Annotated in this window: 23 protein-coding genes and 1 pseudogene; 7 read left to right on the top strand and 17 right to left on the bottom strand. The window is 53.0% G+C overall.

Annotated features, from left to right (window positions below; all coding sequences use genetic code 11):
* Positions 1–7 precede the first annotated feature (7 nt).
* Positions 8–574 (bottom strand): phage polarity suppression protein, encoded by a 567-nt coding sequence (locus HVZ39_RS00265; protein ID WP_181633092.1) that lies wholly within the window; start codon positions 572–574, stop codon positions 8–10.
* A gap of 15 nt (positions 575–589) precedes the next feature.
* Positions 590–829 (bottom strand): ogr/Delta-like zinc finger family protein, encoded by a 240-nt coding sequence (locus HVZ39_RS00260; RefSeq protein ID WP_181633091.1) that lies wholly within the window; start codon positions 827–829, stop codon positions 590–592.
* Between the two features lie 436 nt (positions 830–1,265).
* Between HVZ39_RS00260 and HVZ39_RS00255 the strand changes: the two genes are divergently transcribed.
* Positions 1,266–2,762, top strand: coding sequence for a C69 family dipeptidase (locus tag HVZ39_RS00255; RefSeq protein ID WP_016155025.1), 1,497 nt, complete (start codon positions 1,266–1,268; stop codon positions 2,760–2,762).
* A 36-nt stretch (positions 2,763–2,798) separates the two neighbouring features.
* Here HVZ39_RS00255 and HVZ39_RS00250 read toward each other — a convergent pair whose 3' ends face one another.
* A complete protein-coding gene (locus tag HVZ39_RS00250) occupies positions 2,799–3,701 on the bottom strand; it encodes a LysR family transcriptional regulator (RefSeq protein WP_181633090.1) in 903 nt (300 codons plus the stop codon).
* 110 nt (positions 3,702–3,811) lie between these two features.
* Here HVZ39_RS00250 and HVZ39_RS00245 point away from each other — a divergent pair, with 110 nt between their 5' ends.
* From HVZ39_RS00245 to HVZ39_RS00235, 3 genes are all read left to right on the top strand, one after another.
* Positions 3,812–4,819 (top strand): zinc-binding alcohol dehydrogenase family protein, encoded by a 1,008-nt coding sequence (locus tag HVZ39_RS00245; protein WP_016155033.1) that lies wholly within the window; start codon positions 3,812–3,814, stop codon positions 4,817–4,819.
* Position 4,820: 1 nt separating this feature from the next.
* On the top strand, positions 4,821–5,126 hold the full coding sequence (locus tag HVZ39_RS00240) for a putative quinol monooxygenase (protein WP_016155034.1): 306 nt from the start codon (positions 4,821–4,823) through the stop codon (positions 5,124–5,126).
* Positions 5,127–5,244: 118 nt separating this feature from the next.
* Positions 5,245–6,147 (top strand): carboxylate/amino acid/amine transporter, encoded by a 903-nt coding sequence (locus HVZ39_RS00235; RefSeq protein ID WP_016155035.1) that lies wholly within the window; start codon positions 5,245–5,247, stop codon positions 6,145–6,147.
* A gap of 28 nt (positions 6,148–6,175) precedes the next feature.
* On the opposite strand, the gene nlpA is transcribed toward HVZ39_RS00235, so the two are convergent.
* Both nlpA and HVZ39_RS00225 read right to left on the bottom strand, forming a co-directional pair.
* A complete protein-coding gene (gene nlpA, locus HVZ39_RS00230; RefSeq protein ID WP_016157795.1) occupies positions 6,176–6,994 on the bottom strand; it encodes a lipoprotein NlpA in 819 nt (272 codons plus the stop codon).
* A 171-nt stretch (positions 6,995–7,165) separates the two neighbouring features.
* Positions 7,166–7,582 (bottom strand): GNAT family N-acetyltransferase, encoded by a 417-nt coding sequence (locus tag HVZ39_RS00225; RefSeq protein WP_181633089.1) that lies wholly within the window; start codon positions 7,580–7,582, stop codon positions 7,166–7,168.
* A gap of 130 nt (positions 7,583–7,712) precedes the next feature.
* Here HVZ39_RS00225 and HVZ39_RS00220 point away from each other — a divergent pair, with 130 nt between their 5' ends.
* Positions 7,713–8,006: a YicS family protein gene (locus tag HVZ39_RS00220; protein WP_019078023.1), complete on the top strand. Its 294-nt coding sequence runs from the start codon at positions 7,713–7,715 to the stop codon at positions 8,004–8,006.
* A 92-nt stretch (positions 8,007–8,098) separates the two neighbouring features.
* Positions 8,099–9,482 (top strand): annotated as a pseudogene (locus HVZ39_RS00215) (glycoside hydrolase family 1 protein).
* Between the two features lie 55 nt (positions 9,483–9,537).
* Here the strand turns inward: HVZ39_RS00215 and nepI are convergent.
* From nepI to rbsK, 11 genes are all read right to left on the bottom strand, one after another.
* Positions 9,538–10,722 carry a purine ribonucleoside efflux pump NepI gene (nepI, locus tag HVZ39_RS00210; protein ID WP_016155040.1) on the bottom strand — a complete coding sequence of 395 codons (1,185 nt, stop codon included), beginning with the start codon at positions 10,720–10,722 and terminating at the stop codon, positions 9,538–9,540.
* A gap of 119 nt (positions 10,723–10,841) precedes the next feature.
* The gene (locus HVZ39_RS00205) at positions 10,842–11,141 is read right to left on the bottom strand and encodes a helix-turn-helix transcriptional regulator (protein ID WP_016157799.1); all 300 of its coding nucleotides are present in this window, start codon (positions 11,139–11,141) and stop codon (positions 10,842–10,844) included.
* 8 nt (positions 11,142–11,149) lie between these two features.
* A complete protein-coding gene (locus tag HVZ39_RS00200; protein ID WP_016157800.1) occupies positions 11,150–11,491 on the bottom strand; it encodes a type II toxin-antitoxin system RelE/ParE family toxin in 342 nt (113 codons plus the stop codon).
* Positions 11,492–11,591: 100 nt separating this feature from the next.
* Entirely contained in the window at positions 11,592–12,044 is a 453-nt protein-coding gene (locus HVZ39_RS00195) for a DUF1198 domain-containing protein (RefSeq protein ID WP_181629548.1), read from the bottom strand.
* A 148-nt stretch (positions 12,045–12,192) separates the two neighbouring features.
* Positions 12,193–13,584 (bottom strand): hexose-6-phosphate:phosphate antiporter, encoded by a 1,392-nt coding sequence (gene uhpT, locus HVZ39_RS00190; protein ID WP_003023929.1) that lies wholly within the window; start codon positions 13,582–13,584, stop codon positions 12,193–12,195.
* Positions 13,585–13,726: 142 nt separating this feature from the next.
* Positions 13,727–15,055 carry an MFS transporter gene (locus tag HVZ39_RS00185; RefSeq protein ID WP_094168875.1) on the bottom strand — a complete coding sequence of 443 codons (1,329 nt, stop codon included), beginning with the start codon at positions 15,053–15,055 and terminating at the stop codon, positions 13,727–13,729.
* A gap of 9 nt (positions 15,056–15,064) precedes the next feature.
* Complete coding sequence (gene uhpB / locus HVZ39_RS00180) at positions 15,065–16,567, bottom strand: signal transduction histidine-protein kinase/phosphatase UhpB (RefSeq protein WP_181633088.1); 1,503 nt, start codon at positions 16,565–16,567, stop codon at positions 15,065–15,067.
* Positions 16,564–17,157, bottom strand: a complete 594-nt coding sequence (uhpA, locus tag HVZ39_RS00175) for a transcriptional regulator UhpA (protein WP_181633087.1) — start codon at positions 17,155–17,157, stop codon at positions 16,564–16,566. The genes uhpB and uhpA overlap by 4 nt, the downstream gene beginning before the upstream one ends.
* Before the next feature lie 195 nt (positions 17,158–17,352).
* On the bottom strand, positions 17,353–18,366 hold the full coding sequence (locus HVZ39_RS00170) for an aldose 1-epimerase family protein (RefSeq protein WP_181633086.1): 1,014 nt from the start codon (positions 18,364–18,366) through the stop codon (positions 17,353–17,355).
* 11 nt (positions 18,367–18,377) lie between these two features.
* Entirely contained in the window at positions 18,378–19,694 is a 1,317-nt protein-coding gene (gene fucP / locus HVZ39_RS00165; protein ID WP_181633085.1) for an L-fucose:H+ symporter permease, read from the bottom strand.
* 27 nt (positions 19,695–19,721) lie between these two features.
* The gene (gene rbsK / locus HVZ39_RS00160) at positions 19,722–20,639 is read right to left on the bottom strand and encodes a ribokinase (protein ID WP_181633084.1); all 918 of its coding nucleotides are present in this window, start codon (positions 20,637–20,639) and stop codon (positions 19,722–19,724) included.
* Positions 20,640–20,964: 325 nt separating this feature from the next.
* Between rbsK and HVZ39_RS00155 the strand changes: the two genes are divergently transcribed.
* A complete protein-coding gene (locus HVZ39_RS00155) occupies positions 20,965–21,750 on the top strand; it encodes a DeoR family transcriptional regulator (protein WP_047415709.1) in 786 nt (261 codons plus the stop codon).
* Position 21,751: 1 nt separating this feature from the next.
* Here the strand turns inward: HVZ39_RS00155 and ilvN are convergent, their stop codons facing one another.
* Positions 21,752–22,042 (bottom strand): acetolactate synthase small subunit, encoded by a 291-nt coding sequence (ilvN, locus tag HVZ39_RS00150; protein WP_003023914.1) that lies wholly within the window; start codon positions 22,040–22,042, stop codon positions 21,752–21,754.
* Positions 22,043–22,045: the final 3 nt, after the last annotated feature.

The following is a 22,045-nucleotide window of genomic DNA, read 5'->3' as shown; positions in this document are numbered from 1 at the left end:
TTGCGTGCTACCGTGCGGCCAGTTCTGCACGTCGGCGGGTGTAAATCAGGTTCTGTGCCGGGGTGAATTTCTGGCGATTATCATCCCGCGAAGTCGCATCAGGCCTGAATCCGATAGCCGTTAGAATGTCGCTGTCCTGCACGGAATAATTAATTTTTTCTCCGGCGGCCAGCCACACCGACAGGGCTTCACGCAGATAATCAACCGAGTGCTGCATGGCGCTCTGTTTTACTGCGGGAAGCTGTTCGTTATACCCCATCAGCTCAGGTGCCAGCGTGGCGGCCAGCTCCGTGCCATGCTGCTGCATAAAGTCATGGAGCCGGTTGCGGATGCTGATGTGCTGCACCTCCTCATGTGAGCGGATACAGCGACCGGCGGCCTGATTAATCTCCCATTTTTTCACGTCGATATTGTCGCGCAAATCCTGCATTCTGCGCGGGATTTGTTCGTCACCGGCAAGGAGTTGTTCACGGTATTCCCGTTCAAGGTCTGCCAGTTCGGCTTTACGTTTCAGCCAGGTATTTTTGTTCGTCTGACAGGCCTCAAAGGCCTGCTGTATGGTCATAGTGTTCACGTGTCTCTCTCCTGATTAATGCCGGAACGGCGAGCTGTAGCAGCCCTGTACTTTACGCAGCGGCGGTGGCGTCACCGGCGCGGGGTCGGGTTTCTCGGGTGCGGCACGTATCACACCGTCAACCGACCCAATGGTGCGGAAAGTGGCCGAACATTCAATATTGGTACACTGGTGATAACGCTGTTTGACGTTTTCCGACAGATACCGGCTGGTACGGACGTGCGCGGTCTTTTTGCAGAACGGACAGTGAAACATAATTCAGCCCTCTGCCTGGTCATGGAGGAGTATAAGGGCGCATGGATTTTTGCCAGCTCAAATGTCCCCTCGCTGTATTGCCGCAAAAGGTAACGTCATATCCGGATACAAAAAGCACGCCCCCTTCAATAGAATTCATATTTGCCATCATCGACTTACGCGACATGGGTCACTGAATCCACTCATATCCCATTGCTATTCTTCATCCCGAATCAGGAAACATCCTGAATACCACGATATCCATTGCGCAATAATTAAGCGAAATGGGCGTTTTATTTTGCCCAGAAGACTTCAACCTACGGATGGATATTTGGAGAAGACGTGGACAGGGGCGTTTATCTCTCTCGCGAGCAATGTCTGAGCGTTCAGGCGTTATCGCATTTCAGGAAACGGTGTGTTTCCGGTGTATTTTTGGCGTACATATGAGGGATACGTAATGTTTACTTTTAAAAAGTGCCTGATTGCACTTTCTATAAATTTGGCCGTTGTTTCATCAGGTTTTGCTTGTACGACCCTATTGGTCGGTAATGAAGCATCAGCGGACGGCTCCATGCTGGTAGCCCGTAGCGCTGACAGTGATGCCCTGAAAGCGCAGCATTTTGTCATTCATCCGGCCAAGCAGAATCAGACCGGGGTATACAGCACCAAAGCACATAATGGCGCGAATGACTTTACCTGGCCACTACCCAAAAACTCTCTGCGTTATACCACCGTTCCAAACTGGAAAACCCAACTGCACGGCGCGACCGGATTTAACGAATTGGGCGTTGGCGTGAGCGGTACAGAATCTATTTTTGCCTCAGCAAAAGCGCTGGCTGCCGACCCCTACGTTGAGGATAAAGGGATCACCGAAGATGATATCCCGGATATTCTGTTGTCCCAGAGCAAAACCGCGCGTGAAGCCGTGGCGCTACTGGGTCATATCGTTGAGACTGTCGGCGCTGGGGAAGGTTTTGGCGTGGCCGTCGTCGACGATAACGAAATCTGGTACCTGGAAACCGGCAGCGGTCACCAGTGGATGGCGCAGCGCCTGCCGAATAACCAGTATTTTGCCACCGGTAATCAGGGCCGCTTACAGGATTACGACCCTAAAAACCCGGACATGATGGCATCAAAAAACCTGATTCAATTTGCGACCGAAAAAGGTCTGTACGAACCGGCAAAAGATGGCAAATTCAACTTCTCCAAAGCCTATACCCGTGATGATGAGCGTGACCGCACGTATAACGATCCTCGCGTATGGACCATCCAGAAAGAGTTCAATCCTTCCGTAAATCAGGATATGGCCAAAGGGCGCGAATTCCCGGTGTTCATGACACCAGAGAAGAAGATGACGCTGGACGATGTGAAGGCCGTGCTGCGTAACCATTACGAAGGCACCAGCCATGATCCGTACACCAACGGTCTGAACGGCAAAGAGCCATGGCGTCCGGTTAGCGTCTTCCGCACCTATGAAGCGCACGTGATGCAGGTCCGTCCGTGGTTGCCAAAAGAGATTGGTGAAACGACCTACATTGGTCTGGGTATGGCCGACCTCACCGCGTTTGTTCCGTACTACAGCGGCCTGAAAGCGTATCCGGCAAACTATACGATGGGTACCGATAAAGCGGACGATCAGTCCATTTACTGGAAATACCGTAAGTTACAGACGCTGACGATGACCGATTATCCGAAGCTCGCGCCAATCGTCAAAAAAGCCTACAAAGCATGGGAAGATAAAGTGGCGAAGGAGCAAAAAGAGGTCGAAGCAAAATATCTGAAGATGGCAAAAACCGATAAACCTGCCGCAGATAAGATGCTGAATGACTTCAACTTGCGCATCATGGCCGATGCCGAGAAGCTGACGGAAGATCTGACTAATCAGCTCTTTACCATCCGCACTAAAGACATTCAGTCTGATATCTTCTTCGCAAACGCTGCGAAAAAAGACTGAGTAACGACACGATGACATGCTGGCGCAAAGTACTTATTAGCTTTGCGTCAACGTGTCACACCGCGCCTTCACGGCGTCATGCAGCAGACGGACAGCCGTTGAAAGCTGCTTACGATGTGGGCAAATCATATTTAGCGGGGCTTTCTCGCCCAGGTAATCAGGCATCAGTAGCTGCAATCGTCCATCACGCACATCCTCGCTGACATCCAGCCACGACTTGTATGCGATGCCTTCTCCGGCAATCGCCAGCCGTCGGATTACTTCAGCATCGTCGCTCATAATGGTGCCGTTAACCTGCACACTGCTAATCTCGCCGTTATGCGTAAACGTCCAGCGATCGTGCAGGCGTCCGCGTAAGACGAAGGTCATGGCGTTGAGCTGTGTTAAATCATCCGGAGTTTGCGGCGCGCCGTTTTGCACAACCCATTCCGGTGATGCCACCAGCACGCGTCGGTTACCCGGTGCGACAGGCAGCGCAATGTAAGATGCGTCTTCGGTGTTGCCATAGCGAAACGCCACATCGACGGGGTCTTTAAAGACATCCGTCACCTGGTCGGAGAAAAAAATCCGCAGGCGCAGCGCGGGATAGCGGCGTCGAAACGACTGAAAGACCGGCAGCAGTAGGTTCCGACCGAGATCGGAAGGTACGGCGATTTGCAGCGTGCCTGAAACTTCATCTTCCGGGGTCTGAATTTTTTGCAGTCCGGCATGCATCACGTCCAGCATCTGGCGGGCATAGGGTAGCCAGACCTCACCTTCCGGCGTCAGGCGCAGACTGCGCGTGGAGCGGGCGAACAAGCGGATAGCCAGCGTAGATTCCAGGCGCTTAATAGCAGAACTGACCTGAGCAGGCTGAACGCCGACTTCGCGTGCGGCATCGCTAAAACTATTCAGCGCCGCGGCGCGGACAAACAACGTGAGATCTTCAAGCCGGAACATTTTCACTCCCCGAGTATAAGTCCTGTCGCCGAAGGGCTATTTTTCCCGTTCTGCTACCGGTTTACCATCGAATTATTCAACAGATAGAAGGTTTATTAACCGGAGAGATTATGAAAGCCATCGCTATTACCCGCGCCGCAACCGACGGCAGTAACATTGAATTTTTACAAGAGATTGACCTGCCCATGCCCGTCGCCTCCGGGCACGATCTGCTGGTTGAAGTGAAGGCCATTTCCGTCAATCCCGTTGATACCAAGGTCCGCGAAGGTTTTAACGCTGATGTGCCCCGCGTGCTGGGTTGGGACGCCGTTGGCGTAGTGAAGTCCGTGGGTGAAGCAGTCACCCTGTTCGCTCCTGGCGATGAAGTCTGGTATGCCGGTGCGCTGGGTCGTGCTGGCAGTAACAGTGAATTTCAGCTGGTTGATGAACGTATTACCGCGCTGAAGCCGCAATCGCTGGACAACGCTTCTGCTGCGGCACTGCCGCTGACCGCCATCACCGCCTGGGAAATGCTGTTCGACCGCCTGGGCGTTGAGGAAAATGGCAATGAAAATGATGTGTTATTGATTGTTGGCGCTGCTGGCGGCGTCGGTTCTATCCTGACACAACTGGCCAGTAAGCTGACCAAAATGACAGTCATCGGTACCGCTTCACGTCCACAGAGCCAGAAATGGGTACGTGAAGCAGGCGCTCATCATGTGATTGACCACAGCAAGCCACTGATGGAAGAGCTGGCTCGGATAGGCATTAAAGAGGTGACGCACGTTGCCAGCCTGAACAATACCGAGCAGCACTACCCGCAAATTATTGCCGCCCTGGCGCCGCAGGGCAAACTGGCGCTGATTGACGATCCGCAAACCCTCGATGCACGTCCACTGAAGGCCAAAAGCATTTCGCTGCACTGGGAATTTATGTTTACCCGTTCGATGTTTACCACCCACGACATCATTGCGCAGCATCAGCTATTAACCCGCGTGGCACAGTTGATCGATGACAACACCATTCGCACCACGCTGGGCGAGCATTTTGGCGCAATCAACGCGGCGAATCTGCAAAAAGCGCACGCGCAAATTGAAACCGGTCGTTCAGTCGGCAAGATTGTGCTGGAGGGGTTTTAACATGTCTGATTCAGAGGTGATTTCAATTATTGCGGTACTGAAAGCCAGACCGGGGAAAATCGACGCACTGAAACAGGCGCTGCAGGCTCTGCTGCTGCCCACGCACCAGGAGCCGGGCAATATTGAGTATGCCCTGTTCCAGTTGCGCGACACACCGGATGTCTTCTACGTTCGTGAATCCTGGCGCGGTCAGGCCGGTCTGGACGAGCATATCGCCCTGCCCCATTTCCAGACGTTTATTCTGCAAATGAACGAGCTGCTGGCCGAACCGCTACGACTGGATTATCTGACGCCGATTGCGCCGTAAGATGACTGCCGAAGCCCCCTGCGGTGTGGGGGGCTGTGCCCGTCATGTCTCACTCGCTTCGCTATCTCTGCTATGATGCCTGCACACAAATAAAACAAAACAACATGCAGAGGGAAAGATGAGTTCCACCAGAAGAGGGATGATGAACGTCCTGATTGCCGCCGTATTATGGGGAAGTTCAGGCGTTTGCGCGCAGTACATCATGGAACAAAGCCAGATGTCGTCGCAGTTTCTGACCATGACGCGCCTGATTTTCGCGGGGCTCATTCTGCTGATGCTCTCTTTCGTTCATGGCGACAACGTGTTCTCCATTATCAAAAACCGCAAGGACGCCATCAGCCTGCTGATTTTTTCCGTGGTCGGGGCACTCACCGTACAGCTAACCTTCCTGCTGACCATCGAAAAATCCAACGCCGCCACCGCGACGGTGCTGCAATTTTTGTCACCGACCATTATCGTGGCGTGGTTCTCCGTGGTGCGCAAAGCGCGGCCGGGGGTTTTAGTGCTGACGGCGATCTTCACCTCGCTCATCGGTACTTTCTTACTGGTCACCCACGGTAATCCGACGTCGTTATCTATCTCAGCTGCCGCGCTGTTTTGGGGAATAGCCTCGGCGTTTGCCGCCGCGTTCTATACCACCTACCCCTCAACGCTCATCGCGCGCTACGGCACGTTGCCAGTCGTCGGCTGGAGTATGTTAATCGGTGGAATGATCCTACTGCCGTTCTATGCCGGGCAGGGAACTCATTTCGTGGTGAATGGCAGTTTAATTCTGGCGTTTTTCTATCTGGTGGTCATCGGCACGTCACTCACGTTTAGCCTGTACCTGAAAGGCGCGCAGATGATTGGCGGACCGAAAGCGAGCATTTTAAGCTGCGCGGAACCGTTGAGCAGTGCGTTGCTGTCCCTGCTGCTGTTAGGCATCACCTTTACCCTGCCAGACTGGCTGGGTACGCTTTTGATCCTCTCATCGGTCGTGCTTATCTCAATGGACTCACGTCGCCGCGCCAGAGCGGTTTAACCCCAACTGGCGCGGCAACGGGTGACGATTACCAGCCCGGAACTGCGCCGCCGTTAAAGATAGTTTCTGCCGCCTTCGCCACTTCCGGTGACTGATAAGATTGCAGGAATTCTTTCACATTCTCGGCATCTTTATTGTCTTCTCGCGCCACGAGAATGTTCACGTACGGTGAATTTTTGTCTTCGATAAATACGCTGTCATGTACCGGAGAAAGCCCGGTTTGCTGGATGTAGGTGGTACTGATAATCGCCACATCCACTTTTTGATCGTCCAGCACGCGCGGTAGCTGCGCCCCTTCCAGTTCCATAATTTTCAGATGTCGCGGATTATCCGTAATATCCAGCGCCGTTGGCAGCAGGCCGGTATCCGCTTTCAGAGTGATTAACTTCTCTTTTTGTAGCAGCAACAGCGCCCGCCCAAGGTTGGTCGGATCGTTAGGTATCGCAATCGTCGCACCGTCTTTTAGTTCAGCAACGGTTTTGATTTTCTTCGAATAACCCGCCATCGGGAACACAAAGGTATTGCCCACCGCTACCAGCTTATAGCCGTGCGCTTTATTATCTTGTTCAAGGAACGGACGATGCTGGAAGACATTGGCATCCAGCTCACCATGATTAGTAGCATCGTTGGGCAGCAGAGAACCGCTAAACCCCACCAATTCCACCTCCAGGCCATATTTTTCTTTAGCGACTTTCTTCGCGACTTCCGCCACATCCTGCTCCGCGCCGTTAATCACGCCCACTTTAATATGCTTTGCATCATTATTCTGCTGATCGCATCCTGCCAGCAATAATCCCGCCAGTAATAACGCCGCCCCAGCCCCGAAATAAGGTATCTTCAGTTTCACGTTTTTTCCTTTTGCAATAACCGCCTGATGAGTAATGAAATGACTATAGCGGGAAGGCCGCTGCGGTTTAAAAAACGAAAAAGCATCAGCAAGAAGAAAAAAGCATAATGCGAAAAGGAAAATGAGTCGGAATGTGCCGTTAGCTCATCCCTTTTGCAGTCCTTCCGGTCATCAAAACGTTTTCGACAAATAATGGCGCGCGGAACCGGTTTCTGGAAAGTTATCGAGGGTCATTTGCAACTGATAGCCGTTTTTCTGATAAAACGGCAGCGCCTGGAAACTCATCGTGTCCACCAGCGCATGCAGGCATCCTCTCTCACGCGCCGTCTGTTCAGCGGCCTGCATCAACTTTGTGCCGTAACCGCCTTTACGCAGCGATTCATGCATCCACAGGAAATCAATGCACAGCCATTCGCCTTTGATTTTACCGATCAGCCCGCCCAGTATTTCATTGTGCTCATCGCGCCAGTACACCGCCAGGTCGCCAAAATTGGTGGTCCTCAGGAACTGGCGATTGTAGGCGCGCAATCCAACAAGCAGAGCATTTTGATCGTCTTCAGTAATGGTATCTGTAATCTGTATTTGCATCCTATCCTCCTGAAAAACTAAAACTTCTGGCTGATTTTCTTTTTAGAAATTAACACAGGCTGATGAGTGAGGCGCATGCCGTCTACACTTACTCTTGAGATGATGCGCATCGACAACAAGGATTATTATCATGAAACAAGCCGTTTTACCGCTTATTGCCATTCTTTTCATGCTGCCGGGTTTGGCGCAGGCCGATTCGGCTTATGGCTCTCTACAGTCCGTTCATGAAAAAAACACCGTATTGAAGGATTTACGCAAGATTTGTACCCCGCAGGGGTCGCCATCGGATGAGGTGTGGGAAAAAACGATTATGGCTGATACGCGTAATCAGCAACACATCCGCGAAGCCATTCTGGCAATACAAAGAAACAATCAGAACAACTACTGGGAAGCGCTGGGCAAAGTTGAATGCCCGGATTTGTAACTATCGCATTGAAAAACGAGTGCTGTAACCGGTTTCTGTTTTGCAAAATCGCCTATTGTGTAGGGAAATGAAACACATCAAGGAGCAAGATAATGCGATACCGTTTTCCCGAAAACTTTTGGTGGGGCAGTGCCTGCTCGGCGCTGCAAACCGAAGGGGATAGTCTGAACGGCGGCAAAAGCCAGACGACATGGGACGTGTGGTTCGACCGCCAGCCAGGGCGTTTCCATCAGGGGGTTGGCCCGGCGAACACCTCGACCTTTTATCAGCACTGGAAACAGGACATCGCACTGCTCAAACAGCTGAAGCACAACAGCTTCCGCACTTCAATCAGTTGGTCACGACTGATCCCGGACGGTACTGGCGACGTCAACCCGCAGGCAGTTGATTTCTATAACAACGTCATCGATGAGCTGCTGGCGCAAGGCATTACGCCATTTATCACCCTGTTTCACTTTGATATGCCGATGGTGATGCAGGAGAAAGGTGGCTGGGAAAACCGTGATGTGGTTGAGGCGTTTGGTCGCTACGCACAAACCTGTTTTACCTTGTTCGGCAATCGGGTGAAGCACTGGTTCACCTTTAACGAACCGATTGTCCCGGTAGAAGGCGGCTATTTGTATGACTTCCATTACCCTAATGTGGTGGATTTCAAACGCGCGGCCACCGTGGCGTATCACACCGTACTGGCGCATTCCACGGCGGTACGCGCGTACCACGCCGGAAGTTATGACGGTGAAATCGGTGTGATCCTGAATTTAACGCCCTCTTATCCGCGCTCACAACACCCGGCAGATGTAAAAGCTGCGCACCATGCGGATCTGCTGTTTAACCGCAGCTTCCTTGACCCGGTGCTAAAAGGTGAATATCCGGCGGATCTGATAGCGCTGCTAAAAGAGTACGATCAACTCCCAGCATGTCAGCCAGGCTGACAGTCAGCTCATCGCCGATGGCAAAATCGACCTGCTCGGTATTAATTATTATCAGCCGCGCCGTGTGAAATGTCGTGATACTGCCGTCAATCCTGACGCGCCGTTTATGCCGGAGTGGCTGTTTGATTATTACGAAATGCCGGGGCGTAAAATGAACCCTTACCGTGGCTGGGAAATTTACGAGCCAGGTATTTACGATATTATTACTAATCTGCGTGATAACTACGGCAACCCGCGCTGTTTTATTTCTGAAAACGGCATGGGTGTCGAAAATGAGCAACGTTTTATTCAGCAGGACCTAATCAACGACAGCTACCGTATTGAATTTGTTTCCGCGCATCTTAAATGGCTACATAAAGGCATTAGCGAAGGGTGTAATTGTCTTGGCTACCATATGTGGACCTTTATTGATAACTGGTCCTGGCTCAACGGATATAAAAACCGCTACGGTTTTGTCCAGTTAGATTTAGATACGCAAAAACGTACGGTGAAGAAAAGCGGCGAATGGTTTGCCCATACCGCCGAAAACAATGGTTTTGATTGATTCAGTCGTCAGATAACGGTGTTGCCTGAAAGCTGCGCGCCATCAGGCAACAATCTCACTGTATTCTGACCTTCATCGTGACCAGAAGCGCCGTCAGCAGCATCAGGCTGCCGGAAAGCATCAGGGGTGAAAGCAGTCCGAGGTTATCGAGCGCATAGCCTCCCACCGCTGCCCCGCAGGTATTGGCAAGTTGGATCACGGCGACCTGGACGGATCCGGCTTTTTCTGCCTGATCGGCAAGCGATCGGGTGATCCACGTCGACCAGCCGACCGGAACCAACGCAAACGCCAGGCCCCAGATAATCGCAATACCTGCCGCCACAACTTTGTCGCTACCCCACAGGATCAGGACCAGCGCGCTAAGCGCCAGCACCAGCGGCGCACCGGCTAAGGCCAGTTTGACCGAGCGCTTCAGAACCACCGAGGAGAGCGACGTCCCGACAAAGCTGGCGATACCAAAACTCAGCAGCACCAACGTCAGGCCATCAACTTCAAAGCCTGCCAGATTCATATAGATCGGGCGAATATAGGTAAAGAAGGCGAACTGTCCGGCAAAGGACATAAAGATGGCAATCATCCCGGCCATCACCCCCGGGCGCTGCAGCAGGCTGAACATATTTTGTTTCTGATGCGAAGGTTCACCTGGCAACGACGGCAGCGCTCTCACCACCCAAATCGTGCACAGCACGCCCATTACCGCCGCCGCATTAAACACGTTGCGCCAGCCGATAATACCGCCCAAAAAACTCCCCAGCGGCGCGGCAATCACCAGCGCGACAGAGACCGCGCCAAAAATCACCGACAGCGCTTTCGGTACCGTACGGGCGGGCACCAGACGCATGGTCAGCGACGCCGACATCGCCCAGAATCCGCCAAGCGCCAGACCGAGACAGGCGCGGCCAATGAGCAGCAGTGAAAAAGAGTTGGCAAAGGAAACCAACAGGCAGGAGAGCGTCAGCAGCACCGAAAACACGATCACCACGTAGCGACGATCGGTCGCCTGGATAATTTGCGTCACAAACAGGCTGGCGAACATGGCAACAAATGCCGTCACAGTCACCGATTGTCCGGCAACACCTTCAGAAATCCCCAGATCCTGCGCCATCGGCGTTAACAGGCTAACGGGCAGAAACTCAACGGTTATCAGGCAGGCAACGCAGAACGCCACGGCGAATACCGCCGACCAGTTCGGTCGGGCATTTGCCTCAGCGCGGGATTTTTGTTCAACAGCTTCACTCATTTTGTTACCTGCGTGGGGTTATTGCAGAATAAGTTACGCAGTGTAACACTAAATTTGTGACGCATTTAACGTTTTGGCAACTACTTTCATCTAACACAAAATCCAGGCCACACGGATTTTTAAAGATGAAACGCGACTCTTTTACCTGTCGGTAACTTAACATCAATGCTCAGTTCGCCACCTAACGCCGTGACATAACGCTTAAGCGTCGACAGACGAGGATCGTTATCCGCCTGTTCCATTTTTGCGATTGTTGGCTGCTTAACGCCCATTGCCGAGGCAAGTTCCGCCTGAGAGAGATTCAGTTCTTCCCGTAACATATTTAACGCAATCACCTGACGTAGCACTTCTACTTTTTCAGCAATGCGCTCTTGGCTTTCCGGGCTTTGTTTCGCCATCAATTCTTTAAGCGTCGCCATAATTTTCCTTACTTATTAAGGTGATTTCGGTACTCAGCGTCAGCAAGCCTGATCATCTCTTTATAGAATTTCTTCTCGTTTAACCCTGTTTTGTCGCCAGCGCATAACACGATGCCATGGCGAGAAGGATCAAACACGAAGAACGCCCGAATCGGGTTGCCCTGATGCTGCACTCGCAACTCTTTCATATTTGAAAAAGCAGAAGCATTTACCGTATCAGCAAACGGCCTGCCTAACTGAGGACCATACTCGGATAAAATCATCATCGCTGCGAGCATATCTTCCTTGAGCGCCTCGGTCTGTACGTCAAACCATTTATCGAAAACATCCGTTGTTTCCACTTCCCACATCAACGATCCCTCATAGCTAATAAGCTATAGGTAAATTATAGCCCATTAGCTATTAAATCAATTTATATTTGCACAATTAATTCGCCAACAGGCATGACTGTCAGTGTAGCCAGTGCACGCCATCTTCGGGCTGGAAAAAGGCGTTATAGCGCATCTGAAACGCATTAAACTCCTGCATATCCGGCTCTATCTCGCGCAGAAAACCAAGCGCCAGACGCACCTGTGCGTCAGTAATCGGCGTGGCCAATCGGGCTTTTTGCAGCCAACGGTGCCATTGCAGCAGATTCGACTCACTGCCGTCGACAATAACGATTTGCCAGATCAACAACACCTGGGCAGCATTTTGCAGATGCGATTCATCTGGGCGGTGGAGGTACTGTAAAAAAGCCTCACCCTGTACTTTTCCCATCTGATCGATCATCGACTCTACCGGCACAACATCAATATTTAGTCGCTCGCTCAGACGGCGAATTGCCCGTCGAGATCCGGACGTCAACACCCGAAAACCCACTATAAAAACAACGACCAATGTGGCCAGCATTATCCAAATCATGCGCACATCCATTACCAGACAGGATGCCCATCATAACGGCAAATTCCTCTCTGTCGACGACTGAACGTATCAACACGATTCAGGATGGATCCGCGACATAAAAAAGCCCGCCATCCAGGCGGGCAAAAGTTACCAATGCACACTTAACTTAAGCGACTTTCAATTGTTGAATTTTTTTCTCGCGGCGAATTTTACGTTCTTCAAACACGGCCACGATGGCCATCAGGCAGATACAACCGATGGCGGCGGTATCCAGCGCGGCGAACGTGCCCGCCCAGCCGGTCAGACCAAAAATCGGCGTGCCGTCGGCAATCATCCCCAGACCCAGCTTGGCGAAGCTGTCACCAATCAGGTATGCGAAGGTGCCTTTAATCCCATCGGCTGCGCCGATCGCTTTTTTCGGTACGAATCCGACGGCTGCAACGCCGATTAACAGCTGAGGACCAAACACCAGGAAGCCCAGCGCAAACAGCGAAGCCAGATAGACATACTGGTTGCTGGCGTGCTGATAAACGCCCAGGGTCGCGATAATCAACGCCAGCGCCACGCAGGCTACCAGCGCACGACGACCGTTAGCCAGGTCAGAGAGCCAACCCCACAATAGCGTGCCGACCAACGCGCCCACTTCAAACAGGGTAAAGCCCTGAATCGCCACTTCTTTGGAGAGCTTCAGCTCCTGGAAAGCGTAGACAGTGGACCACTGGTCGATACCGATACGCACCACGTACAGGAAAATGTTGGAGAAGCACAGCAGCCAGATCACTTTGTTTTTCAGCACGTATTCAACAAAGATCTGCCATTTGGTCATCTCATTTTCTTCAGTCTCTTTGTCCTCTTCGCTTATCTCCTCGCCGAACAGCTCTTCAGCTTTACCGAGGCCATAAGACTCCGGGGAGTCGCTGCCGTAGCGCAGGCCGATAAAACCGACAATCAGGGCGATAATCGACGGGAAGATAAACATACCAATGACGTGACCGTCGAACAGATAGTTGGCGCCAAACAGCGCCACGCCAGCCGCACCCGCACCACCGAGGTTATGGGAGATATTCCACATGCCGAGGTAAGAACCCCGCTTGCGACGCGGCGTCCATTTGGTGATGGTGGAATAGCTACACGAGCCACCGGTACTCTGGAAAAAACCGCTCAGCGCGTAGAAGGCGATCATCAGGAACAGGCTGGTTGAACCCGCCCCCATGCTGGCGCTGAAGCCGAGCATACAGATGGCGGAGAGGATCAGCATAAACGGCAGGAACTGCTTGGTATTTTTGCCGTCGGCGTAGTAGGAAACCAGCGTTTTACCCACGCCGTAGGTGATGGAGAAGCCCAGGCCAATCATCCCCAGCTGCGTCATGCTCAGCCCGTAGGTGGAGATCATGTCGTTCTGCGCGATATTGAAGTTTTTGCGGATCAGATACATGGTCAGGTAGCCAATAAAGACTACCAGGTAGGACTGCATGAACGGTTTGAACCACATTTTGCGCCGCACATCGAGCGGCAGATCCAGGGTCGGCTTGCGTACCTGGTTTAGAAAGGCCAGCATTTGACACTCCCGAGCTAATTTTTATACCTGCGAATGGCAGGCATTGTAAAAATCAGCCGGGGGACGCGCCTGAGACAGCGTCCAGGTGAAACCGGGAAAATTTCTTAGTTTTACCCTACTCGGGGCAAAAAGGTGAGGTGCATCACGCTTCGTTGAGTTCGCGTGGAGCCTGGGCGTTCAAAAACGGCAGCAGCAGCAGCGCGGATATCCCCGCCGCAATGGCGATCACCACAAAGAATCCGGTCCAGTGCCAGACCTCCATCACCTTCGCCAGCGGCCAGCCGGAAAGCGATGCCCCCAGATAGGCAAACAGCCCGACAAATCCGGTTGCCGCGCCCGCTGCCTCTTTGTGCGAGCACTCCGCCGCCGCCATGCCGATCAGCATTTGCGGGCCGAAGACGAAGAATCCGGTGGTGAAGAAGCACGCCGCCTGCATCACGTAACTGGCGAACGGCATCAGCCACAACGAGCCCACGGAGAGCAAAATTCCGGCAGCAAAAATCAGGTTCATTGGACCGCGGTTGCCGTTAAACAGTTTGTCCGAGCCCCAGCCTGCGACCAGCGCGCCGATAAATCCGCCCAATTCGAACATGGTCACGGCGGTATTGGCGGTCACCAGATCCACGCCGAGCGTCTCCGACATATACAGATTGCCCCAGTCGTTGATGGCGGCGCGGACGACGTACACCAGCACGTAACACAGCGACAGCAACCAGATATAGGGATTCAGCAATACATAGCGGGTGAGGATCTCTTTACGGCTCAGCCCTGCGCCTTCCTGCTGCTGGGCGATTTCCAGCTCATCATGGCGCCAGTCGCCAATCGGCGGCAGACCAATCGCCTGCGGCCTGTCGCGCAGGCGCCAGCAGAGAAAAACCCCCACCACAATCGCCAGCAGCCCGGCGATCATCATCCCGGCACGCCAGCCGTAATGCAGCGCCGTCGCCGCCATCACGATAGGGATCAGCGCCCCGCCAACATTGTGCGCAGTATTCCACAGCGCCCACCAGCCGCCGCGTTCGGTACGCGAATACCACGCGGTCAATAAACGCGCGCAGACCGGCGATCCCCAGCCCTGGAAAAAGGCGTTCAGCGCCCAGAGCACCGCAAAAGCCCAGAGCGAGGTGGAGAAGCCAAACAGAATGTTCACCACGCCGGTGGCGATAAGCCCAAACCCCATAAAATAACGGGCGTTGGAACGGTCACTGACGATACCGGAAACAAACTTCGACAGGCCGTAGGTGATGTAAAACAGCGTCGCCAACAGACCAATGTCGCTGCGGGTCAGCACGCCGCTGGTGAGGATATCCGGTACGGCGGCGTTGAAGCTCTTGCGTGTGAAATAGAACAGCGCGTAGCCGAGCCAGATAGTGGTCAGAATATGCCGCCGCCAGTAGCGGTAGAGGGCATCCACTTCACGCTTATCGGTGATGAGCGGCGCGCTGACTGGGGATTTTAAAAACGAAAACATGACCGCTCCTTACACATAACGCTGGGGTAACGACACGCTGACCCGCGTGCCGTGCGTACAGGAAATCGAGAGCGATCCCCCGAGGGCGGTAATACGTTCACGCATCCCGGTGAGGCCAAATCCCTGCTGATTCGACCCCGGCGGCAGGCCGCTGCCATCGTCCTCAATCACCAGCATCAGCCGTTCATCCTGCTGCCAGCCCTGAAGCGTCACCGCGCTGGCGTTGGCGTGCTTAACGATGTTGTTCAGCCCTTCCTGACAGACGCGAAACAGCGTCACCCGCTGACTTTCGCTGAGTGCAGATTCGTCAATTCGCCAGTCAAGGTGGCTGACGATGCCGCGGCTTTCCAGCTCCATTTCACGCATCAATGAGCGGATCGCTTGTTCCAGCGTGAGATCATCCAACTGGCGCGGACGCAGACGACCCAACAGACGACGCACAGAATCGTATATGCCAAGAGAAAGTTGTTCGATATGCGCCCCGCTGCGCTTCACCCCTGCATTTTCCGGCGCCAGCCGCTGGACAATGCCCGCCTGGGTGCGAATGGCGGTGATGGTCTGACCTATATCATCGTGCAGTTCGCGCGCCACATCCCGGCGCACGCTCTCTTCGGTCTCCAGCAGGCGTTCAGCCAGACGGTGGTTGCGCGCTAATTCGTTTTGCAGCGACTGGTTAAGCTCGCGCAGACGCTGGATCCCCGCGCCGAGCAGCAGCCCGGTCAGGCTTTGCACCAGCAGGGAGAGCAACAGGTCGACGGGATGATCGTGCCAGGTCTGGCTGGCAATCAGCGCAATGGCGTTCATTAACGTGGCAATCAGCGCCCCCTGCCAGCCGTAGTGCCAGGCGAGCGCAATGATCGGCAGCGCGAGGCAAAACGGCGTGAAGCGCGACAGTTCATCGGGCAGACCAAGCTGCAACCACAGGCTGACGCTAAACAGCAGCAGATACCAGACCAGATGCCGCCCGCGCCAGTTCACCGGCTGAGACACCACCGCCGGGCCCAGCGGCAACCAGGTGGTGCTGGTAAGATAGTGCCAGAAAACCAGACAGATCGGAGCCAGCGTTAATCCACCAGTGAGCGTCAGCAGTAGGGCATTCCACGCCTCTTCGCCTTGCCCAAGCCAGGGCAGCGATTGCAGCAACGCCGCCGCCGTCAGCGCCGCGCCCTGTAACAGCAGCGTGCGCCAGTCGCGCTGATGGCGGTAGCGCGAAATCAGCATCACCGGGAGTAACGTGAGGAAGCTCCCGATCATCAAAAGTGGCAAGTGAGCCAGCGCTACTTCCTGCGCCAGCCAGAAAAGAAGCAGCCATTCCGCACCCAGCAGCACCGGCCAGTAGCCGCGTGGACATTGCAGCATCAGCCCCAGACGCAGGCCAAACGGAAACAGCAGTACCGCCAGCTCCGGGCGCTCAACCAGGTGCAGGCTGATACTCCACAAGCAGAACCACGCGGCAGAGAAGATAAAGAAGCAGGCAACAACGGTGATTAACCGGGAACAGAGCGTGTTCATTGCCAGCCGTCAAACATCCGGCGGGCCAGTTCGACATCGTTGCTAACGCCCAGTTTTTCCATCAGGTTAGCGCGATGCACGTGCACCGTTTTCGGCGACAGGCCCAGTTCGGCGGCAATCTCTTTTACCGCCATGCCTTGCGCCAGTTTCTCCGCCACCTGACGTTCGCGTTTGGTCAGTGGATCCTGACGACCTGCCGCCAGTTTGACGGCGATATCCGGCGTCAAATAGCAGCCGCCGGTCGCCACGGTATGCACCGCCGCGATCAGCTCATCAGGACTACAGCGTTTAGAAAGGAAACCACGCGCGCCCGCGTTGAGCGCCTGCTCCACCAGCGCGGGGCTGTCGTGGACGGAGAGCATGATAATCGCCATCCCTTTTGGCAACTGGCTTAACAGTTCAAGACCGGAGATATCAGGCATCGAGATATCACAGATACATACCTGCACGCCACGTCCCGGTAATCCCACCAGCGCCTCACTGCCTGAGCCGAACTCAGCCACAACCTGCAAATAAGGTTCCAGCCCCAGCAACTGGGCAAAGCCGGAGCGGACGATAGTGTGGTCGTCGATAAGGGCAACGGTGATCATGGGTTCTGTCCTGGGGGATAAAAAACGTGCTTACCTTAACGATATACACTTTATCCTTCAAGCAGCCTCTGCGTTGGCTTGGTCTGCTCACCCCAGTCACTGACTTGAGTAAGCTTCTGAGGTGAGCAGACTTGCCGCCTTATGCAGCTTGAAGGATTTTGTGTTCCGACGCGCTGCTGTTTAAGCCTTGAGCGATCAGGCGATGCCACTTGTGACGGTAAATGTGCGGGTGTGCTGCGGTTCTAGCTGAATCAACGTGCCTTTTCGCTGTGCCGCCAGGAAGCCTTCAGGGCGACAGGTCGCAGGTAGGGCGAAGGCTGCCACCTGCTGATCGCCGTTATAGAGGATCCAACGGGTGACATAATTCAGCTCCGCGCTGGAGAAACGCGTCACGAACGTGGTGCCATCAGGTGCGATCATGCGAAATTCAGGCTTATCCGTGTATCGGTCCAGTTGGTCAGCGAAGAAAACGATTTCCGGATCGTAAAAATCGGGCTCGTTGAGGCGCCCCAGCGAGGTCTCGCCCTGAATGATCCGCTGATTAAACGCCAGCCACTGCTCGGTAGGTTTAACATGCGCGGGTACCGACTCACGCAGCTTCATGGCTTCATCCGGGATATTCTGGCTGAAGGTCGCTTCCGGTACGTAGGCATAGTTCATATGGCACATATACTGTAAAGGCATTGCCACTGAGGCGAGGTTGGTGACCGCCATCTGAATATCAAACAGCGCACTCGCTTTGCGCATAATCACCGCAGGATGCGCCTGATAATGATGACCGAATCCCATCACATACTCGTAGCGTCCGCTCACGCGCAAATTCTCTCCCTCCAGCTCCAGCCAGGCCTCATCCATCGCGGCACAGGCCATTTCGCCATGCAACGGGTGAGAATCTTCCGGCGAAGGGCAGCCATTAGCCAATATACCCGAGTGGAAAGCAAAGCAGCCGTAAGTCGCTACCACTTCCGCAGCCGGTTTCGGCTGACTAAACATGTTGCGCATGGTCAGTTCATGCCCGTCAAACTGAGCATCCCAGATCATCTGCCCCATCCAGGGCAGAATAACCAGATGTCCACGACTGTTTTCTACCTTCAGCCCTTCCACACCGCTGGCGTAACGAAATGCGGTAACCGTGAAGTCGCTATTCTTCAGTAAGATTCGCGGATGCTCTGCAAAGAGTTCCCGCCACAGCATGATACGTGTTGTCATGATCGCTCTCCTCAGGAAACAGTCGCTTCAGCCAGGTTATTGCGCACTTTGCTTTCACGCCAGAAGTAGATACCGACGTACACGAAGCACAACATGGAGACCAGGAACGAGAGTTGTAGCGAGTGGAACATATCGGCCACATAGCCCTGAATTGCCGGAACCACCGCTGCACCAACAATCGCCATGACAATGACTGCTCCCGCCATTTCAGTATGTTCGTTATCCACGGTATCCAGCGTACCGGCATAGATTGTCGCCCAGCAGGGTCCAAACAGGACGCTCACCAGTACGGCAACGTACACGGCGCTGAAGCTTGGCGCCAGCGCAACATAGACCAGAAACAGTGCGCCAATGGTGGAGTAGAGGATCAGCACTTTTTCCGGATTGAAGCGTGTCATCAAGATGTTGGCGATAAACTTGCCGATAAAGAAGCAGGCAAAGCTATAGACCATGAAGGTTGAGGCGTCGCGCTCGTTGATATCACCCAATTCCAGCGCCAGACGGATGGTAAATGACCACACCGCGACCTGCATCCCCACGTACAGGAACTGCGCCACAATCCCACGGCGGAAACGGGCATTGCTGGCCAGATAACGCAGCGTATCCATCGCTGACGGACGTTTATGACTCGCCGTTTGCGCGACTTTACAGGTCGGGAAGCGGGTCAGCAGGAACAACACCATCACCACAATCAGCACCATAATCATGTACTTGTAAGGCTCAAGGGTATTTTCCAGCATCAACACTTTAAAGTTGTGGATCTGCTCCGCGTTCATCCCAGCCATCTGTTTTTCCAGACTCTCGCCTTCAGAGAAGACCAGATATTTACCTAGCAGAATACCGGCGGCTGCGCCAATGGGGTAAAAGGTCTGGCTGATGTTCAGGCGCAGGGTGGCATACGCTTTTGGGCCAATCATGGAGCTGTAGGTGTTGGCTGCAGTTTCCAGGAAGCTCAGGCCAATCGCAATCGCAAAAATTGCCGCGAGGAACATGGTGTAGGTGGCCATGTGCGATGCCGGGAAAAAGAGCGTACAGCCAACAATATAAAGGGTCAGTCCCATTAAGATGGCGATTTTATAACTGGTCTTTTTAATCACCAAAGATGCCGGAATCGCAATTAAAAAATAACCGCCATAAAAGGCACTCTGAACTAATGCCGAAGCAAAGTTGCTGAGTGAAAATACGCTTTTGAATTGCGTAATCAGAATATCATTTAATGCGGCTGCGCATCCCCATAAAGGGAATAAACAGGATAACAAAATAAACTGGAACAGAGGCGTCTTATTCAGATAGCCGTCGGGCATCTGAATGATGTTTTTATCGTTCATAGTGCTACCTTTTACAATGCAGGAGTATTATTCGTTTAAGGTAAGAAACTCATTAAATTGTTCGATGCTTGGATAAGATGATTGAGTGCCTTTCCCGGTAACGCTGAATGCAGCGAAGAGAGCGGCTTTTTTCATGGCGGCTTCGACATCGCTTTGAACGTAATAGTGGGCAAAACAACCGATGAAAGCGTCACCTGCGCCACTGGTATCGACAGCGTTCACTTTAAACGCCGGGACATGGACTTCCTGGTCACGCGTCATCCACAGAGCACCTTTCTCCCCCATGGTGACGATAATATTGTTCAGACCTTTATCGACCAAAGAACGTGCCGCGGCGCGAATATGGTCATAGGTATCCACCGGCATACCGGTTAATATTTCGAGCTCGGTTTCATTTGGCACGAAGAAATCGCATTTACAGGCATAAGACATATCTAATTCCCGTAATGCAGGGGCGGGATTTAATAACACTTCAATACCGTGTTTTTTACCGAATTCAATCGCGTGATAAACCGTTTCCAACTGTACTTCCAGCTGCAGGACAATAAGTTGACACTTTTTCAGATCTTCCGCCGCGCGATCGATATCTTCCGGGGAGAGAAACTTGTTGGCACCTTTAATAATCAGAATGCTGTTGCTGGAGTTTGCATTAACAAAGATCGGTGCAACGCCGCTGCTGGTGCAGGGTACCTTTTCGACATAGGTCGTATTAATCCCCCAGGATTCGAGATTACGAATGGTGTTATCCGCAAAAATATCATCACCGACTTTCGTCAGCATCAGCACTTTGGAGTTGAGCTTAGCAGCCGCAACGGCCTGATTTGCCCCTTTACCGCCACAACCAATTTTAAAGGCGGGTGCTTCCAGCGTTTCCCCTTCTTTGGGCATCTGGTTGATGTAGGTGATGAGATCCACCATGTTGGAGCCAATAACCGCGATATCCATTTTACTACCTCTCAGAAACAATCACACAACAATGATATTAAAATAACATTATCATGTTACTTCCGTATCATTTGTGACTAGGATCGCGATTGGAGGATCATTTTATTGTTTATTTATTATGCTAAATGTTGCGTCTCTATCACACTCAAAATGATTAACTTGCTTACAATTGACTGAAAACTCGCTGCTTATAATCAATAAAACGTGTAAAAACACGCTTTTATTTCCCAATGGTCAGACGTATAGTAATGCAGCAATGTCATGTTCCCAGAAACACACAAATGTTACTGAAGGAACATGAAAACATGATTCGTGGAGAGTGTGCATGGAAACCAAGCAAAAAGAACGTATTCGACGTCTGATGGAATTGTTGAAGAAGACCGACAGAATCCATCTGAAAGAGGCGGCGCGCATGCTGGAGGTTTCCGTGATGACCATCCGTCGGGATCTCAGCCAGGATGACGAACCATTGCCGCTTACGCTACTCGGTGGTTACATCGTGATGGTGAACAAGCCCGCCACCCTCGTTAACGCTCCGCTCCCCGTGCAAAAGCAGTATCATCGCGACGATTTACCGGTTGCCATTCTGGCCGCGGGACTGGTCAGTGAAAACGATCTGGTCTTTTTTGATAATGGTGCGGAAATGCCATTAGTCGTCAGCATGATCCCGGACGATATTACCTTTACCGGAATTTGCTACTCACACCGGGTATTCGTGGCGCTAAATGAAAAACCCAACGCCACGGCGATTCTTTGCGGGGGCACCTATCGGGCGAAAAGTGATGCCTTTTACGACACCAGCAATCCCTCTCCGCTGGATGCGCTCAACCCACGAAAAGTGTTTATCTCTGCCAGCGGAGTCCATGAGCATTTCGGCGTTAGCTGGTTCAATCCGGACGATCTGGCCACCAAACGCAAAGCGATGGAACGCGGATTGCGCAAAATTCTGCTGACCCGCCACGCCCTGTTTGATGAGGTTGCCCCCGCCAGCATTGGCCCGCTCTCCACTTTTGACGTACTGATAAGCGATCGCCCGTTGCCGGCAGATTACGCAACCCACTGCCGGAACGGTTCTGTCAAAGTCATCACCCCGGATTCAGACGGCGACTAACTCACTCAAAGAAAACCGTGATTTTGTTAAACATCGACGGGTCGGACTGGTTGCGGGCCACTTTCACCACATCTTCCAGCTTGTCGATCTGGCTTATCATCTGCTCAAGACGTTGATCGTCATTGACCAGTAGCCAGATGCGGCTCTTGTCGCTGTCCTGAATCGGTAGACAGAGAATGCCTTCCACGTTGAATGCGCGGCGGGCAAACAGCCCGCAGACGTGGGTCATTACGCCCGGATGGTTGCGTACGGTGAGTTCCAGGATTACGTTGTCATGAGTCTGCTGTTGCATGGC

Origin of the sequence: Citrobacter sp. RHB35-C21, assembly GCF_013816515.1 — a bacterium.
In the GTDB taxonomy this organism is placed as follows: Bacteria; Pseudomonadota; Gammaproteobacteria; order Enterobacterales; family Enterobacteriaceae; genus Citrobacter; species Citrobacter braakii.
The sequence above is the reverse complement of the archived record's forward strand: the minus strand, read 5'-3'. Positions and strand labels throughout refer to the sequence as shown.